We start from the raw sequence: 14,064 nt of genomic DNA on the forward strand, positions 1-14,064 counted from the left end.
TCGCATCAAATCACGCAGCGCGCGGCGCGGTTGCGCAGTGCGCGAATCGCGCTATACGCGGTGAGCGCGGAGGTCTTCGGGTTGTCGGGCAGCGGCTTGCCGCACATTTCCAGCGACATTTCGCCGAATGCGCCGCGCGCCACGATGCGGTGCACGTTGCGCTCCACGGCCGGATCGGCGATCAGGCGCACCGTCGTCTGGTCCAGACCGAGGCCTGCGAGCGCGATGGTTGCCGCCACGTTCGCGTTCTTCGGAAAGAGCCGCGCCGCTTCGCGCGCGCTGCCTTCGAAAATCACCTGCTCCTGCTTGAGCGCACGCAGGTCGCAGACCTTTTCCGCAGGCGTATCGAGCCAGCCGAGCGGCGGCTTGCGGCCCGTATACAGCACGTCGTCGAGGCCACCCAGCTTCGCCGCGGAAAGCGCGTCGATGCCGCCGATCGCGCCCGAAAGCAGCGTAAGCGTGGCGTCGCCTTTGTCGGCGGCAAGCGAGAGACGTTCGAGCAATTCGACATCGGAAAGCGCGCCGATCGAGGCCACCGCGCAATCCGTGCCGCTTTGCAGCAGTGGCACGACATGATCGACGAGCGCCGCATGACCGGCGCATTCGAGCGCGAATTGCGGCCGCGTGGAAAGCGCGTGCACCGACGACACCACTTCCACCGCGCCGTCCACCTGCTCGCGTACGGCGGCGGCGTGGTGCTCGGGCACGATCACGTGCGAGACGTGCACGAGCGGATCGGCGGCGACCGCGCGATACACGGTCTGCCCGATTGCGCCAAAGCCGATCATCGCGATGTCGATGGGTGCGTGCGGCACGGCGTGGCCGTTATGCATGTTGGGGCTCCTCCTTGCGCACCGGCGGACCCGCGAACGCCGTCTCGAAGCTACCCACGGCCTTCATGTCCACTTCGAGCAGCACGGGGCCTTCGAACGCGATGCCTTCGCGAATCACGGTGTCGGCGTCGTCGAGCGACGAGAGGCGGTAGTGCTTGAGGCCGAGGCTCGCGCAGAACTGCGAGAACTCCGGCTGGTGCAGATCGACGTACATGCGGCGGCCGCCGTATTGCACGTCCTGGATGTTGCGGATCACGCCGTAGCACTGGTCGTTCATCAGCACGATCATCACATTGGCCTTTTCCTGCACGGCCGTTGCGAGTTCGCCGACGTTCACCATCAGCCCGCCGTCGCCCACGAGGCACACGGTCTTCGCGGCGGCATTCGCGAGCGCCGCGCCGATCGCCATCTGCATGCCCTGGCCGATGCCGCCGCCGAGTGCATGCACGCCCGCGCGCGGCGTGAAGATCTTCAGGAGGCGGTTGCCCCACGTGCTGTTCGAGATCGTGACGTCGCGCACCCAGTTGTAGTCGCGGCCCACGGCGCGCTGCAGCGCTTCCACGAGACGGCGGTAAGGACCAAGACCCTTGGCCGTTTCCGCCACGGCGATTTCACGCGCCTCGGCAATATCGGCGGCGAACTGCGGATCGACCTTGATGCGGCTTTCCAGGTGCGTGGCGAGCGCGTCGAGCACGCGCCCGGCGTCGCCATGCACGAACAGCGCATTACGGTAGCCGCGATTGTCGGCGAGCGCATCGGCGTCGATGCGATACAGCGGTTGCGGCAGCGCGAGCTTGTACTTGAGCGTTTCGTTGCCGCGCAGACGCGAGCCCACCACCAGCATCGCGTCGCAGGTCTTGTACAGACGCTCGACCGAGGGGCTCACGTTGAACGCGCCGAGTGTGGCCGGATGATCTTCGGGCAGCACGCCGCGGCCCTGCACGCTCGTCACCACGCCAAAGCCGAGTGCAACGAGGCGCTCCACCGCGGCGCGCGCATGACGCGTGCCGCCGCCCAGCCACAGCAGCGGGCGCTTCGCCTTCGCGAGTTCGTTTGCCAGCTGCTCCACACGCGCTTCGTCGTGCGTGAGCGTCGTGAGGTGCGGCGCCGTGAGATCGGCGGGCCAGTCGGTGAGCGCCGCCTGAATGTCGATGGGAATCTCCACGCTTACCGGGCCGCTCGGCGCCGTCTGCGCCACGCGCACCGCTTCGCGGATCGTGGGCAGCGCGGTCTCGACCGAACGCACGCGGAATGCGGCCTTCGAAATCGACGAAAGCATGGTCAACTGATCGGGCGCCTCGTGAATGTACGCGAGGTCCTGATCGAGGTATTCGGTTTCAATCTGGCCGGTGATATGCAGCAGCGCCGTGCCTGCCGTAAGCGCTTCGACCATTGCGCCCGCCGCGTTGCCCGCCGCCGTGCCCGTGCTGGTGAACGCCACGCCAAGGCCGCCCGAGACGCGTGCAAGGCCATCCGCCATGTTGACCGCGCCCGCTTCGCCGCGCGCGCCGACGTAGCGGATGTTGCCGCGCGTCCCGATGGCGTCGAGAATCGGCATGTTGTGGATCGAGATCACGCCGAACGCGGTTCGGACTCCACATTGTTCGAGGAAGGCGGCGATCAGTTCGCCGACGGTGGTTTTGTTAGACATGACGTGCAACGCCTCCAGATACATCGATATGACTGCCCGTCGTATAGGACGACAGGGACGTGGCCAGATAAAACAGCGCCTGGGCGGCTTCTTCGGGGCGGCCGAGGCGGCCAAGCGGAATGTGCTTCTTGCGCGCGAGCGCTTGCGTCCAGTCTTCCCAGCTCTGGCCCGCGGACTGCGCCTCCTGGTCGCTTTCGTAGCGCCGGCGCCACTGCCCCGACTCCACGATGCCGATCAGGATCGAATTCACGCGGATCTGCTCGGGCGCGAGTTCGACGGCGAGCGACTTGATGAGGCTCAGCACACCGGCGCGCGCGGACGAGGTCGCGACCATATGCGGCTCGGGCTGCAGCGCGAGCAGCGAGTTCACGCAGACGATCGCGGCGTTGCCCGCTTTCGCGGCATGGCGCAGCAGGGGCAGGAACGCGCGAGTCGGGCGGATGATGCTGAAATACTTGAGGTCGAGTTCCTCGCGCCACGCTTCGTCCGACGTATCGGCGAAGGTGGAAACGCGGCCTTGCCCCGCGTTGTTCACGAGCATGTCGGCGCGGCCGAATCGTTGTTCCACTTCTGCCGCGAACGCGGCGACTTCGCCCGCGTCGAGCACGTCGCAGCGCGACGCGAGCAGTTGCGCTTGCGGATAACGCTCGCGCAGGCCGCGTTCGGCGCGCGCGAGGCGGTCGCTGTCGCGGCCGCAGATCGCCACCGCTGCGCCCGCACGCAGAAAGAGTTCGGCGGTGGCGAGGCCAATGCCGGACGAACCGCCCGTCACGACCGCGACCTGACCGGTCAAATCGAGTTGAATCATTTGATCCCCAATGCTTTCATGTAGGGCGCACCCTTGCCGGCGGATGCCTGAGGCCTGCTTTGAGGCCGATAATTCAGGCGCTTCGAGAGTTCGTTGGCTGTGTGGCGCACTTTGTCGATCAAACCGCCGTCGAGCAGCTGCGCGTCGATGCCGGGGCGCGGAATGGTCGTCGTCACCACGGCGGCAATGCGGCCCGTGTCGTTGCGCACGGGCGCCGACACCACGGAAATGCCGCGCTCGAACGACGATTCGCTCACGGCATAGCCGCGTTCAGCGTCTTCGCGAATGCGCTCGAACAGCGCTTCGACCGTCTCCGGCGTGGAAGGCGTGAAGCGTTCGAGCCGCGGCTCTGGATAAAGCGCACGCAATTCACCGAGGGTGAGATCGCCCATCAGCACCTGGCCGTGGGTCGTGGCGTGCGCCGGCAGGCGCGTGCCGACATTCACTTTCACCGAACTAAAAATGGGCGCGTGGCTCTGCGCCTTGGCGACGAACACGATATCGCGTCCGTCGCGAATCACGATATGCGAGGTCAGTCCCGTTGCGTCGCGCAGCGCCTCGATCAACGGCAGTCCGAGGTCGGTGAGTTCGAGCGAGCTGAGGTATTCGAAGCCCAGACGCAGCACGGCCACGCCGAGGCGATAGTTACGGTCGCGGTCGGCGCGCTCGAGAAAGCCCAGCGATTCGAGCGTTTGCAGCAGACGAAACACCGTGGTGCGCGGAATGCCCAGGCGGCGCGAGAGTTCGGGCGCGTCGAGCACCGGCTCGCGCGGCGAGAATTCGGTCAGGATACGCAGGCCGCGCTCCAGACCCGGCACGCGGTAGCTGGCGTCGTTGCGGTCTTCGTCGACGTCGGGTGTCATGCCTTAAGCTCCGTAGTACTGACTGTACGAGTCAGCGTGGATTCGATCAGCGTGCTATAAGCCTGCGGTTGTTCGATATAGCCCGCGTGGCCCGCTTGCGGCACGAGATGAAACGGCGCGCGGGCGACCTGCGCGAGCCGCTCGCAGGCTTCGGGCGGCGTAATCGTGTCTTGTGCACCTACCGCGACGGTCATCGGCACCTTGCCCACGCATCGCGCGAGGTCGGCGGCGAGGTCGGCGTTCGCGAGCAGATGCGTGGCCTGGGCGTAGCCGTGCGGCACGATGCGCGCCATGTTCCAGCGCACCCAGGCACGTGCGGCGTCGCTGGCGTGCGGCGAAAGCATGTTCGCGCTGCGCTGCTCCGCGAGACCCTGCGCACCGAGATCGGCGAGCATCGCTAGGCGCGAGTCGCGCTTTTGCGCGCGCACAGCGGCATCGGCGGCGCCATAGCCACCGGCCGGCGAAATCAGCAGCAAACTGGCCACGCGCTCGGGATGTGCGGCGGCAAACGCACCTGCCATGATCGCGCCGAGCGAGTGGCCCACCAGCGCGCAACGCGCGATTTGCAGCGCGTCGAGCCAGTCCGCCAGCACGCGCGCATAGTCCGCCGCGACCGGCGACGCGCTCGCGACAGGCGTGGAAGCGCCGTAACCGGGCGCATCCCACGCGAGCACGCGGCGCGCGCCGCCGAGCGCTTCGAACTGCTGCACCCACGAAGCCGCCCCGGAGCCGATACCATGCAGGAGCACGTTCGGCAGCGCTTCCTTATCGTCCTCGACCGCGCCCACGGCTTCGCGATAACTCACGCTGGCCTCGCCCGCCCGCGCACTCTGCAGTGCGAAGCGCGCGAGCCGCGTTTCGAGCGTGGCGGCGGATGATGCGGTGTGGATCGTGTCGTTCATGGCTTCGGTTCGGGTTGCGGCAATGTTGCTTACTTCATCTCGCGCTTGATCTTCGCGAGCGGCGAGTCGGGCGGATACGTCGGCGTGATGGGCTTCGACGAACCGAGCATCACGCACATCAGCGCATCCTCTTCGCCCACGTTGATTTCCGTGCGGTACACGCCCGGCGGCACCGAGATCAGGTCTCGTTCGCCCAGCACGGCTTCCCACGTCTCGCCGTCCTTCTCGCAGACGACTTTCATCTTGCCGCGCAGCACGAAGAAAATTTCTTCGACGTCGATATGGATATGGCTCGGGCCGATGTTGCCGGCCGGAATCACCATGGTCGAGAACGTGAAGCCGCCCGCGGGCACGGTGTTGACGTCTTTCGCGACGCCCGTGCCGCCCGTGCCCACGTAGCGCATTTGAGCGCGGCGGTACTTCGGGTCGTAGTCGGCCTGGAACTTCAGCGCGTCCCAGTCGTAGCGGCGCGTTTCGAAGCGCGCCACGCGCGTGTTCATCCAGTCTTCAAAGCTCGCGTCGGCGGGGCAGTCCCACGACTTGCGCTCGATATCGGCATCGGCCATGTTTTCTCCTTGGGTTCTTTCGAACCTATCGTCAGTTCTACGAAATCAGTTCATCACGAAGCCGCCGTTGACCGGCAGCAACTGTCCGGTCACAAAACGCGCAGCGTCGGACAAGAGGAACAACACCGGGCCCGTCACATCCTCGGGCACCTGCGCGCGCCGCAGCGCCCGCCCTTCCAGGTAGTACGTATGGCGCTCGGCGGGTACGTAAGCCGTCGCCTCCACTTCGGTCAGGCCGGGCGCAATGGCGTTGACAGTGATGCCGTCCGCGCCGAACTCGCGCGCGAGCGAATGCGTCATCGCGATCACGGCGCCCTTGCTCGCCACATAGGCGAGCAGTTTGGGCGCGCCCCACAGCGCCGTATCGGAAGCGATGTTGACGATCGCGCCGCGGCCCGACTCGCGCAACCAGCGCTGCGCTGCCGCGCACATGAGCCAGGTGCCGCGCACGTTCACGTCCATCACCGCGTCCCACGTCTCGACGCTCACTTCGTGCGCGAGCTTGCCGCCCGAGTTCGTGATCGCCGCGTTGTTGATGAGCGCGTCCACACCGCCCATACGCTGTGCAGCGGCATCGACGAATGCGGCGATGCTTGCCGGCTGCGCGAGATCGAGCGGCGCGAAGGCGACGTCGTGCCCGGCTGCGCTGAGTTGCTGAGCGAGCGTTTCGCCCGCCTCGACCAGCACGTCGCCGAAGGTCACACGTGCACCGGCCTCCGCAAGCGCCTTCACGAACGCCGCACCCAGACCGCGTGCGCCGCCCGTGACGACCACTCGCCGCCCGGCGAGCGCGACCTGCGCCGCAAACGTGGCGTCATGCATGGCCATGCTCTGCGGCTTGTGCGTTGGCGCCCTTCCCGGCGCGCAGCGCGTCGAGTTCGGCGAAGTGCTGCTGGGCGCGCTGGCGCAGCATGCGCCGCACACGCGTCATGCCGACGTCGTGCTGATAGAGGAATTCGTGATCGCGTGCATTCGGCGCCATGCTTTCCAGCACATAGCGGTCTTGCTCCAGCACGGCCCAATGCAGGCCTTCGAGGCGATTGCGATACATGAAGCGCCATGCGTCGCGCTGCCATCCCTGCACCTTGCGCGTGCGCCAGAAGTAGACCTGACAGTTGTTTTCGTCCACCGGCACGGCGAAGCCGATAATGCCGAAGTTGCCACCCGGGCCGAACTTCTTCTTGTACGGAATCGCGAGGCGCATCCACAGGCAGCCGGTTTCGCCCAGTTCGACCCAGTCGAAGTTGACGTCGCGCTGGCCGACCTTTTCGAACATGAGGCCGGATTCGGTCTTGCGCACGCGCATGTCGGCCTGCTTGTCGCCATCGGCCATCGAATGCGAGGTGGCGTGCAGATACGCGCCGTGCATCGGGTCCATCACGTTGTCGATGGCGTACTGGTAATTACACTTCCAGTTCGACACGCACAGAAAGCTTGCGTACTCCTCACCAACAAGTTCCTCCGGCAACTGCAGCGGGGCCGCTTCCTTGTGCGCTTCGTCGCCGAACCACAGGAACACCGCGCCGGCATGCTCCTGCGCCGGATACGACTTCACGCACTTCTGCCCTTCGAGGGGGCACGCCGAAACGGCCGGCACGTTCTGCACCGTGCCGCCGCCATCGACTTCGATGCCGTGATACCAGCACGCCACGCGGTTGCCGAGGTTCCAGCCGAGGGACAGGCGTGCTCCGCGGTGCGGGCAGCGGTCTTCGAGCGCATGGACCTGGCCGTCCTGATCGCGCCACAACACGATCTGTTCGCCGAGGCGCGTGATGCCGATGGGCGCGTTGCCCACCTGCCAGCTCGGGGCAACGGGATACCAGTAGTTCTTGATGCCGCGGTCGAGATAGGCGCGGATGGGATCGGCGCCGCCTGCGGCTTCAATCGTGGGGGACGTCATGTGGGGTCTCCGTATTCAGTATTGGCTGCGCCGGCTCATTCGGCGAGCAGACGGAATTCGGCGGCGAGGCGCTCGGCGTTCCATGCTGCGCCTTCGGGCGTGCGAAAGCCGATGCGGTTCAGGCCCGCCACGACTTCCTCGAGTTCGGCGGCGCCCGCTTCGAACACCTGTTCGAGTGCGTCACCGAAGTCGTTTTCGTATTGGGTGGGCTCCGCCTTGCGCGTTTGCCACACCATGTTCTGCGCCTCGCCCGGCTGCTCGATCACGCCTTTGCCGGCGACGTTGTTCGGTTGCGGCGCGAGCCAGGGCTTGAGCCACGGATTGAAATTCACGGGGACTTCTCGCATGTCATTCCACCTTGATCTGGATTTCTTCACCGGCGAGCCGCACTGAGTACATCTTCAGATCGCGGCCGCCGGGCTCCTTGAGGCACTTGCCGGTCGGGATATGGAACACGGCTTCGTGCAGCGGACATTCGACGGTGTCGCCATCGACGAAGCCTTGCGTCAGCAACGCGTAAGCGTGTGGGCAGACGTTTTCCAGCGCGTAGATCTCGTCGCCCACCTTGTAGATGCCGATCTCCGTGCCGCCGAGTTTGTATTCGAGCGGCCCGTCTTCGGTCAGATCGCCGGCATGCCCGGCGCAGCGCCATTCTTCAGCCATTTGTCACCTTTCCCGTTCAACCGTGTTCCATATACGGAACAGTAGTTCGTGTATGGTCAATTATGAAACGGTCTCGGGAAGAAAAAAATAGAAATCCGGTGCGCCTGGGGAAAACACCGAGCGCAGCTTTCAAGATGACATCTTCGAGGTCGCCAAGGGTGCCGTTCTGGTTGCCAAAACGCTTACGGCACGTGCACTTACGCGCGTATGGCGCATCCGGGTAGCGGGCGGCACCTGGGGGAATCACCGTCCCAAAAAAGTGTTTTGGCGTCTCGCAAGAATCTCTATACTTTCCATAGGCAGCACGTCTAACCATATATGGAACAAACGGAGCCACGCGAGAGCGCTTGCCGACAGAAGCACGCCGCGCACTGCCTGTGGATTAGCCATGCAGGTTGGGTATGCCGGATCGATAGCCCGGCTTTTCGTCATACGATCAGGAGTCCAAAGTTGAAGCATTTCATTGCCGCGGGGTTGACGGGCATTTGCGCCGTCTCGTCTGCATGGGCGCAAAGCAGCGTCACGCTTTATGGCAGTCTGGATGCGGGCGTGGCCTACGTCAGCAACGTAGGGGGTCATTCGAAGTGGATGATGGAGCAGGGCAACACCCAGCCTGACCGCTGGGGCCTGCGCGGTCAGGAAGATCTGGGCGGGGGCCTCAAGGCGATCTTCCAGCTGGAAAACGGCTTCTACACCAACACGGGCGCGCTGGCGAAGGCCAACACGCTGTTCAACCGCCAGGCGTATGTGGGCCTGAGTTCGGAGCAGTTCGGCACGCTGACGCTCGGCAATCAAACGCCGTTCTCGTTCGACGTCCTCGATCCGTTCAGCACGGCTTATCTCGCGGCGAGCTGGTACGCGTTCCACCCGGGCAACATCGATCAGCTGGCCGATACGGGCGTCGTGCCTTACAACAACTCCGTCAAATATCGTTCGCCGAGCTTCTACGGCTTCACGGCGGGCGCGATGTTCGGCTTCGGCAATACCACGAACTTCTCGACCGGCAGAACGATGGGCTTTTCGCTCAGTTATGCTAACGGTCCGTTCAAGGCCGGTGCGTCGTGGTCGAATGAGCACGACCGCTCGGTGTCGATCGCGACCACTGGCATCACGGAGTTCCAGGGGCAGCCTGCGGCCACCTATATGGCCGACAAGGTCGAGAACATGGGCGTGGGCGCGTCGTACTCATTCGGCAAGCTGCTCGTGCACGCCCTCTATACGCGCACGAAGCTGCAGTCCAATGGCTATTCCGACACGTTCCAGAGCTACGACGCCGGTGCGAACTACCAGTTCACGACGGCCAACGCCGTAGTGGGCGGCGCGGCGACGTCCACGCTGTCCGGCCGCCGCTGGACCCAGGCGATGATCGGCGACGTGTATTCGCTTTCGAAGAGCACGCAAGTCTACGTGAACGCGCTTTACCAGCACGCCAACTCGGAAGCACAGGCCGCCTTTTTCACCGCGGGCGTGTCGAGTGGACGCAATCAGGCGATTGTGCTCGCGGGCATTCACCACTCGTTCTGATCGCGGCACCTGCGGGCGCCGTGCCTGAACATGGCCTCAGATGGCGTGCGTATTGCGGGTGCGCGCGGCCTGTGCCGCAGTCGGGTCGCTCGCCGCGGGCCGGTAATTGAGCCGCGCCGAGAGGTCGATCGCCGCGGCGCACACGGCGGCGACGAGCGGCGCGCGCTCGGCCTCGCCGATGTCCGATCGCGGCACGGTTGCGGTGAGCGCCGCCACGATACGGCCCGACTGATCCCTCACCGGCGCGCTCACCACCGAGATGCCGGTTTCGAACGACGCTTCGCTCACCGCGTAGCCCTGCTGCGCGAACTCGCGCACGCGCGCATAGAGATCGGCGACGGTCGCGGGCGTGCGCTCCGTGTAGCGTTCGAGCTGTTTCTCGGGGTAGAGCGTGCGCAATTCGGCGAGCGTGAGGTCGCCCATCAGCACCTGGCCATGCACGGTGGCGTGCGCGGGCAAGCGCGTGCCCACGTGAACCTTCACGGAGCTGAACATCGGCTCACGTGTTTGTGCCTTCGCCACGAACACCACGTCGCGCCCGTCACGAATCAAAAGATGGGTGCTGAGGCCCGTCGCGTCGCGCAGGCGCTCGAGCAGCGGCGTGCCGAAGTCGGTAAGTTCGAGCGAGCTGAGATATTCGAAACCGAGGCGCAGCACCGCCACGCTCAGCCGGTATTGCCGGTCACCGTTGGCGCGCTCGATGAAGCCGAGCGCTTCGAGGGTCTGCAGGAGGCGAAACGTGGTCGTGCGCGGAATGCCGATACGCCGCGAAAGTTCGGGCGCGCCCAGCACGGGTTCGCGCGCCGAGAATTCAGCGAGAATGCGCAGGCCGCGCTCGAGACCAGGCACGAGATAGGTGGACGCGCCCGCGCCCTCTTCGTCCGCTTCGGGATTCGCTTCGGCATTCGCACCAGCGGCATCCACGGCGGCTGCGGTCTCCTCGGGAGGCAGCGCTGCGCGCTTGCCCGGCCCGGCGCTGCGGCGCGCGGGGCCTGTCGTTTGTTTAGTGACCATTGGCGGCTTGAATGGGTGGACCGGGTTGGACCGGGTTTTACCCGGCCGGACCTTTCTTTGATGGGGTCAATCATAACGCGAAGCGCCGCCGCCCCATGCCGCCCCTTCGATATGCGAACATCGCAGCTTCGCTCGCGAACGCCCTCCACCCATGCCGAAAATCCGGAAAACACTCGCCACGCTGCTGGGCATCGCACTCGCCGCGGGCAGCGCCGCCGCACAACCGGCGCAGAAGCCGCCGGGGCCGGCCATGATGGTCCATTTCGACTACTACCCGAAAGACCGCCCGCAGATTCATGCGCTCGAACAGCGGCTGGCCGGCGCCATCAAGCGCGCGGATGCAGGTGAGCTCGGCGAAACCGAAATCCACATCGACGGCAACGACGGCTATCTCTACATGTACGGGCCCGACCCGGACCGGCTGTATCGCGTCACGAGCCCGATCCTGAAGTCGTCCAGACTCACCGCGCACTCTGAAGTCACGAAGTGGTACGGGCCTCGCAGGGAAACGTTCGTGATTCGCTGAGGCGTGCGCGCCTCAAGTTTTAGGGTGGCACTCGAAGCGGATAACGGAGGCCTGCTGCTGCAGCGCCTCGATACCCTCGGTGTGTTCCATACCGAGGCTCGTTTGCATGCCGCGGCTCTCGCAGTAGTCCGTGGCTTCGCTCACCGCTCGCTTGTGGGCCCGCGCCCATGCGAGGCGCCCGCCGGTTGCGGACGCGGACACGACGAACGTGCCCTGCTTGTCCGCCGCGGTGACGTCGCTGGCCGACGCGCAACCCGCCAGCACCGCGCACGCGGCGACAAGCGATAGGGCGACCCTGGGCCAGGACCGGCTTGCCACGCCTGCAAGTCTGGCGGTCCCTTTGAAAATCTGCTGCATGAATCCCTCTCACGATCGAGCGTCGCAATACGCTCATGTAGCAGTGGATTTTAGGGTCGCCCTATCAAAAGTCTATGCCCATAGATTGAATTCACTGTTACCGCGAGAAATACAATCACGATCCCTTTCTGGCCCTATGAACGCGACGAGCGGCTACGCGAGATGTTTCGCGAGAAACGCGTGCATCAGCGCCGCGATGTCGTCGACTTTTTCGTCGAGCGCGAAATGGCCCGCATCGAGCAGATGCACCTCGGCGTCGGGCAGGTCTCGCTGATACGCGCCCCCCGCCGCCGCGACGAACGAACTATCGTAGCGGCCCCACATCACGAGCGTGCGCGGTCGATGCGCGCGCAGCCATGCTTGCCAAGCCGGGTAAGCGGCAACATTGGTGCGGTAGTCGTAAAGCAGCGCGGCCTGGATCTCGGCCTGGCCCGGCAGATTGAGAAACGCGAACTCGTCTGTCCACGTATCCGGGTTGTAGCGCTCGGGGTGCGGGCTGTCGCCGGCATGGCGAAACCGCGTGGCTTCGAACGAAACGAACGCCTCGAAGACTTCGGGCTTCGCAGCCGGGTTGGCCCAGTACTCCCTGATCGCCGCCCACTTACGCCCGAGGCTTTCCTCGTGACTGTTCGCATTCTGGATCACGAGCGTTTGGAGACGCTCCGGGTGCGCCAGCATGATGCGAAAGCCCACCGGGCCGCCGTAGTCCTGCAAATAGAAGCTATAGCGGTCAATACCGAGTTGCTCGAGCAAGCCGTTGATCGATTCCGCGAGATGGTCGAACGTATAGGCGAACCGCGCGGGCGGCGGCGCGTCGCTATGGCCGAAGCCCGGATAATCCGGCGCGATCAGGTGATAACGCGCGGCGAGCAGCGGAATGAGCGTGTCGAACATCCGCGAAGACGAGGGAAAGCCGTGGAGCAGCACGATGGTGGGCGCATCCACGGGCCCCGCTTCGCGATAGAAAATGCCGACGCCGTTCACGAGCGCGCGGCGATATGTGATCGTCCCTGAATACGAAAGACCCGGCGATGCCTGCGTGCTCTCATTGCTCATGTTCGACTCCGCTCGATGTGGTCGCAGCGATTTCCAACCGAAGCGGCATGATCGCGCACGCGTGGCGCCGCCGTCAAACCAGGTGCATGCCGCGCTCAGGCCGGCACGCCTTCCATAGCGCGCCCGGAACGTCCCCACGCCACCACGACGCCGAGACCAAGCACCGCGAGGCACACGATCGGCACGATCATCGGGCCGAACGCGGTGCCCGTGAGCTTGCCCGCGAGCGGCATGAGGTTCTGGCCGAAGAAGCCGCCGAGATTGCCGATCGAGTTGATCGCAGCCACGCTCGCCGCCGCCCGCGCGCCGGTGAAGTAGCGCGGCGGCATCGACCAGAAGCACGGATACAGCAGCGGAATGCACGCGCCGCCGAACACGAGCGCGATGAAGCGCAGCGGCGTGGAGGGCAGCAGGAGACACAGCAGGAAGCCCAGCGTGCCGAGCGCCGCGACGATCGCCATCGCACGAAGAATGCTTTTCGCGCGGCGCAGCTTCGACGGCAGCCACAGCAGCAGCAATACCGCAAGCGCCCACGGCAACATGCTCAACAGCCCGTTCACGCTGCTCGACACACCGAACGACTTCACGAGCGTGGGCAGCCAGTAGGTCACGCCGTAGAGCGACGTCGACATCAGCATATAGGTCGCCGCGAACAGCATCACACGCGGATCGAGCAGCGCCTTCCAGGGCTGCGAGTGTTCGGCGTGCTCGGGCTTTTCGCGCTCGTGCGCGGCCGCCACGATCTGCTTTTCGCGCTCGTTCAAAAAGCGCGCTTCCTGGTACGACGCCGGCAGCAGCCTGAACACGGCGATCCCGACCAGCACGGCGGGCAGGCCCGTGGCGATGAACACCCACTGCCAGCCGGCGAGGCCCCATACGCCATTGAGGCTCAGCAGCCAGCCGCCCACGAGCGAGCCCAGCATATTGGCGAGCGCGCTGCCCAGCGTGAAGATGCCGAGGACGCGCGCGCGATAGCTTTGCGGAAACCACAGCGTGAGGTAGTAGATCACGCCGGGATAGAAGCCGGCTTCGGCGACACCCAGCGCGAGGCGCAGGCCGCAGAACACCTTCATCGAGGTGGTGAAGCCCATCAGCACCGTAATCAAGCCCCAGGTGAGCATGATGCGCGCGAGCCACACGCGCGCGCCGAAGCGGTGCAGCGCGAGAGTGCTAGGCACCTCGAACAGCAGATAACCGATGAAGAACAGCGACGACGCAAGGCCGAACGCCGTTTCGGTCATGTTGAGGCTGTGCACCATCTGCAGCTTCGCGAAGCCGACGTTTTGCCGGTCGATGAACGAAATCAGGAACATCACGACGAGGATCGGCATGAGGCGGCGCGCGATCTTCGACATGACATCCCGCTCTTCGACGGATTGTTGATCGACGGTTGAGTCTGTA

Annotated in this window: 16 protein-coding genes; 2 read left to right on the forward strand and 14 right to left on the reverse strand. The window is 65.1% G+C overall.

Annotation, left to right across the window (positions count from 1 at the left end):
• Positions 1-5: 5 nt before the first annotated feature.
• The 10 genes from E1N52_RS32325 to E1N52_RS32370 are packed head-to-tail and all read right to left on the reverse strand — an operon-like array spanning position 6 to position 8,186.
• Positions 6-833 carry an aspartate dehydrogenase gene (locus tag E1N52_RS32325; RefSeq protein WP_133187542.1) on the reverse strand — a complete coding sequence of 276 codons (828 nt, stop codon included), beginning with the start codon at positions 831-833 and terminating at the stop codon, positions 6-8.
• Positions 826-2,484, reverse strand: a complete 1,659-nt coding sequence (locus E1N52_RS32330) for a thiamine pyrophosphate-binding protein (RefSeq protein WP_133187544.1) — start codon at positions 2,482-2,484, stop codon at positions 826-828. The genes E1N52_RS32325 and E1N52_RS32330 overlap by 8 nt, the downstream gene beginning before the upstream one ends.
• On the reverse strand, positions 2,477-3,292 hold the full coding sequence (locus E1N52_RS32335) for an SDR family oxidoreductase (RefSeq protein WP_133187546.1): 816 nt from the start codon (positions 3,290-3,292) through the stop codon (positions 2,477-2,479). Before E1N52_RS32335 ends, E1N52_RS32330 begins: the two co-directional genes overlap by 8 nt.
• On the reverse strand, positions 3,289-4,155 hold the full coding sequence (locus E1N52_RS32340) for an IclR family transcriptional regulator (RefSeq protein WP_133187548.1): 867 nt from the start codon (positions 4,153-4,155) through the stop codon (positions 3,289-3,291). Before E1N52_RS32340 ends, E1N52_RS32335 begins: the two co-directional genes overlap by 4 nt.
• The gene (locus E1N52_RS32345; RefSeq protein WP_133187550.1) at positions 4,152-5,057 is read right to left on the reverse strand and encodes an alpha/beta fold hydrolase; all 906 of its coding nucleotides are present in this window, start codon (positions 5,055-5,057) and stop codon (positions 4,152-4,154) included. The genes E1N52_RS32340 and E1N52_RS32345 overlap by 4 nt, the downstream gene beginning before the upstream one ends.
• A 29-nt stretch (positions 5,058-5,086) precedes the next feature.
• Positions 5,087-5,623, reverse strand: coding sequence for a cupin domain-containing protein (locus tag E1N52_RS32350; RefSeq protein WP_028207180.1), 537 nt, complete (start codon positions 5,621-5,623; stop codon positions 5,087-5,089).
• Between the two features lie 45 nt (positions 5,624-5,668).
• Complete coding sequence (locus E1N52_RS32355; RefSeq protein WP_133187552.1) at positions 5,669-6,445, reverse strand: SDR family oxidoreductase; 777 nt, start codon at positions 6,443-6,445, stop codon at positions 5,669-5,671.
• Positions 6,438-7,523 (reverse strand): aromatic ring-hydroxylating dioxygenase subunit alpha, encoded by a 1,086-nt coding sequence (locus E1N52_RS32360; RefSeq protein WP_133187554.1) that lies wholly within the window; start codon positions 7,521-7,523, stop codon positions 6,438-6,440. The genes E1N52_RS32355 and E1N52_RS32360 overlap by 8 nt, the downstream gene beginning before the upstream one ends.
• Positions 7,524-7,558: 35 nt before the next feature.
• The gene (locus E1N52_RS32365; RefSeq protein ID WP_133187556.1) at positions 7,559-7,870 is read right to left on the reverse strand and encodes a recombinase-like helix-turn-helix domain-containing protein; all 312 of its coding nucleotides are present in this window, start codon (positions 7,868-7,870) and stop codon (positions 7,559-7,561) included.
• A 1-nt stretch (position 7,871) separates the two neighbouring features.
• Positions 7,872-8,186, reverse strand: a complete 315-nt coding sequence (locus E1N52_RS32370) for a non-heme iron oxygenase ferredoxin subunit (protein WP_133187558.1) — start codon at positions 8,184-8,186, stop codon at positions 7,872-7,874.
• Positions 8,187-8,636: 450 nt separating this feature from the next.
• Between E1N52_RS32370 and E1N52_RS32375 the strand changes: the two genes are divergently transcribed.
• The gene (locus E1N52_RS32375) at positions 8,637-9,710 is read left to right on the forward strand and encodes a porin (protein ID WP_133187560.1); all 1,074 of its coding nucleotides are present in this window, start codon (positions 8,637-8,639) and stop codon (positions 9,708-9,710) included.
• Between the two features lie 36 nt (positions 9,711-9,746).
• Here E1N52_RS32375 and E1N52_RS32380 read toward each other — a convergent pair whose 3' ends face one another.
• Positions 9,747-10,724, reverse strand: coding sequence for an IclR family transcriptional regulator (locus E1N52_RS32380; protein WP_133187562.1), 978 nt, complete (start codon positions 10,722-10,724; stop codon positions 9,747-9,749).
• Between the two features lie 151 nt (positions 10,725-10,875).
• On the opposite strand from E1N52_RS32380, the gene E1N52_RS32385 reads away from it, so the two are divergent.
• Positions 10,876-11,250, forward strand: coding sequence for a hypothetical protein (locus E1N52_RS32385; RefSeq protein ID WP_246089308.1), 375 nt, complete (start codon positions 10,876-10,878; stop codon positions 11,248-11,250).
• Between the two features lie 12 nt (positions 11,251-11,262).
• Here the strand turns inward: E1N52_RS32385 and E1N52_RS32390 are convergent, their stop codons facing one another.
• From E1N52_RS32390 to E1N52_RS32400, 3 genes are all read right to left on the reverse strand, one after another.
• Positions 11,263-11,607, reverse strand: a complete 345-nt coding sequence (locus E1N52_RS32390; RefSeq protein WP_133187564.1) for a hypothetical protein — start codon at positions 11,605-11,607, stop codon at positions 11,263-11,265.
• A 153-nt stretch (positions 11,608-11,760) separates the two neighbouring features.
• Positions 11,761-12,663 carry an alpha/beta fold hydrolase gene (locus E1N52_RS32395; protein ID WP_133187566.1) on the reverse strand — a complete coding sequence of 301 codons (903 nt, stop codon included), beginning with the start codon at positions 12,661-12,663 and terminating at the stop codon, positions 11,761-11,763.
• Between the two features lie 95 nt (positions 12,664-12,758).
• Positions 12,759-14,018, reverse strand: a complete 1,260-nt coding sequence (locus E1N52_RS32400) for an MFS transporter (RefSeq protein WP_425468174.1) — start codon at positions 14,016-14,018, stop codon at positions 12,759-12,761.
• Positions 14,019-14,064 lie beyond the last annotated feature (46 nt).

The organism is Paraburkholderia guartelaensis (genome assembly GCF_004353905.1).
Lineage (GTDB): Bacteria > Pseudomonadota > Gammaproteobacteria > Burkholderiales > Burkholderiaceae > Paraburkholderia > Paraburkholderia guartelaensis.

Bases quoted from the DNA above. Each gene is read 5' to 3' on its own strand.
- E1N52_RS32325 (WP_133187542.1), bottom strand. From the start codon at position 833: ATGCATAACGGCCACGCCGTGCCGCACGCACCCATCGACATCGCGATG.
- E1N52_RS32330 (WP_133187544.1), bottom strand. From the start codon at position 2,484: ATGTCTAACAAAACCACCGTCGGCGAACTGATCGCCGCCTTCCTCGAA.
- E1N52_RS32335 (WP_133187546.1), bottom strand. From the start codon at position 3,292: ATGATTCAACTCGATTTGACCGGTCAGGTCGCGGTCGTGACGGGCGGT.
- E1N52_RS32340 (WP_133187548.1), bottom strand. From the start codon at position 4,155: ATGACACCCGACGTCGACGAAGACCGCAACGACGCCAGCTACCGCGTG.
- E1N52_RS32345 (WP_133187550.1), bottom strand. From the start codon at position 5,057: ATGAACGACACGATCCACACCGCATCATCCGCCGCCACGCTCGAAACG.
- E1N52_RS32350 (WP_028207180.1), bottom strand. From the start codon at position 5,623: ATGGCCGATGCCGATATCGAGCGCAAGTCGTGGGACTGCCCCGCCGAC.
- E1N52_RS32355 (WP_133187552.1), bottom strand. From the start codon at position 6,445: ATGCATGACGCCACGTTTGCGGCGCAGGTCGCGCTCGCCGGGCGGCGA.
- E1N52_RS32360 (WP_133187554.1), bottom strand. From the start codon at position 7,523: ATGACGTCCCCCACGATTGAAGCCGCAGGCGGCGCCGATCCCATCCGC.
- E1N52_RS32365 (WP_133187556.1), bottom strand. From the start codon at position 7,870: ATGCGAGAAGTCCCCGTGAATTTCAATCCGTGGCTCAAGCCCTGGCTC.
- E1N52_RS32370 (WP_133187558.1), bottom strand. From the start codon at position 8,186: ATGGCTGAAGAATGGCGCTGCGCCGGGCATGCCGGCGATCTGACCGAA.
- E1N52_RS32380 (WP_133187562.1), bottom strand. From the start codon at position 10,724: ATGGTCACTAAACAAACGACAGGCCCCGCGCGCCGCAGCGCCGGGCCG.
- E1N52_RS32385 (WP_246089308.1), top strand. From the start codon at position 10,876: ATGCCGAAAATCCGGAAAACACTCGCCACGCTGCTGGGCATCGCACTC.
- E1N52_RS32390 (WP_133187564.1), bottom strand. From the start codon at position 11,607: ATGCAGCAGATTTTCAAAGGGACCGCCAGACTTGCAGGCGTGGCAAGC.
- E1N52_RS32395 (WP_133187566.1), bottom strand. From the start codon at position 12,663: ATGAGCAATGAGAGCACGCAGGCATCGCCGGGTCTTTCGTATTCAGGG.
- E1N52_RS32400 (WP_425468174.1), bottom strand. From the start codon at position 14,018: ATGTCGAAGATCGCGCGCCGCCTCATGCCGATCCTCGTCGTGATGTTC.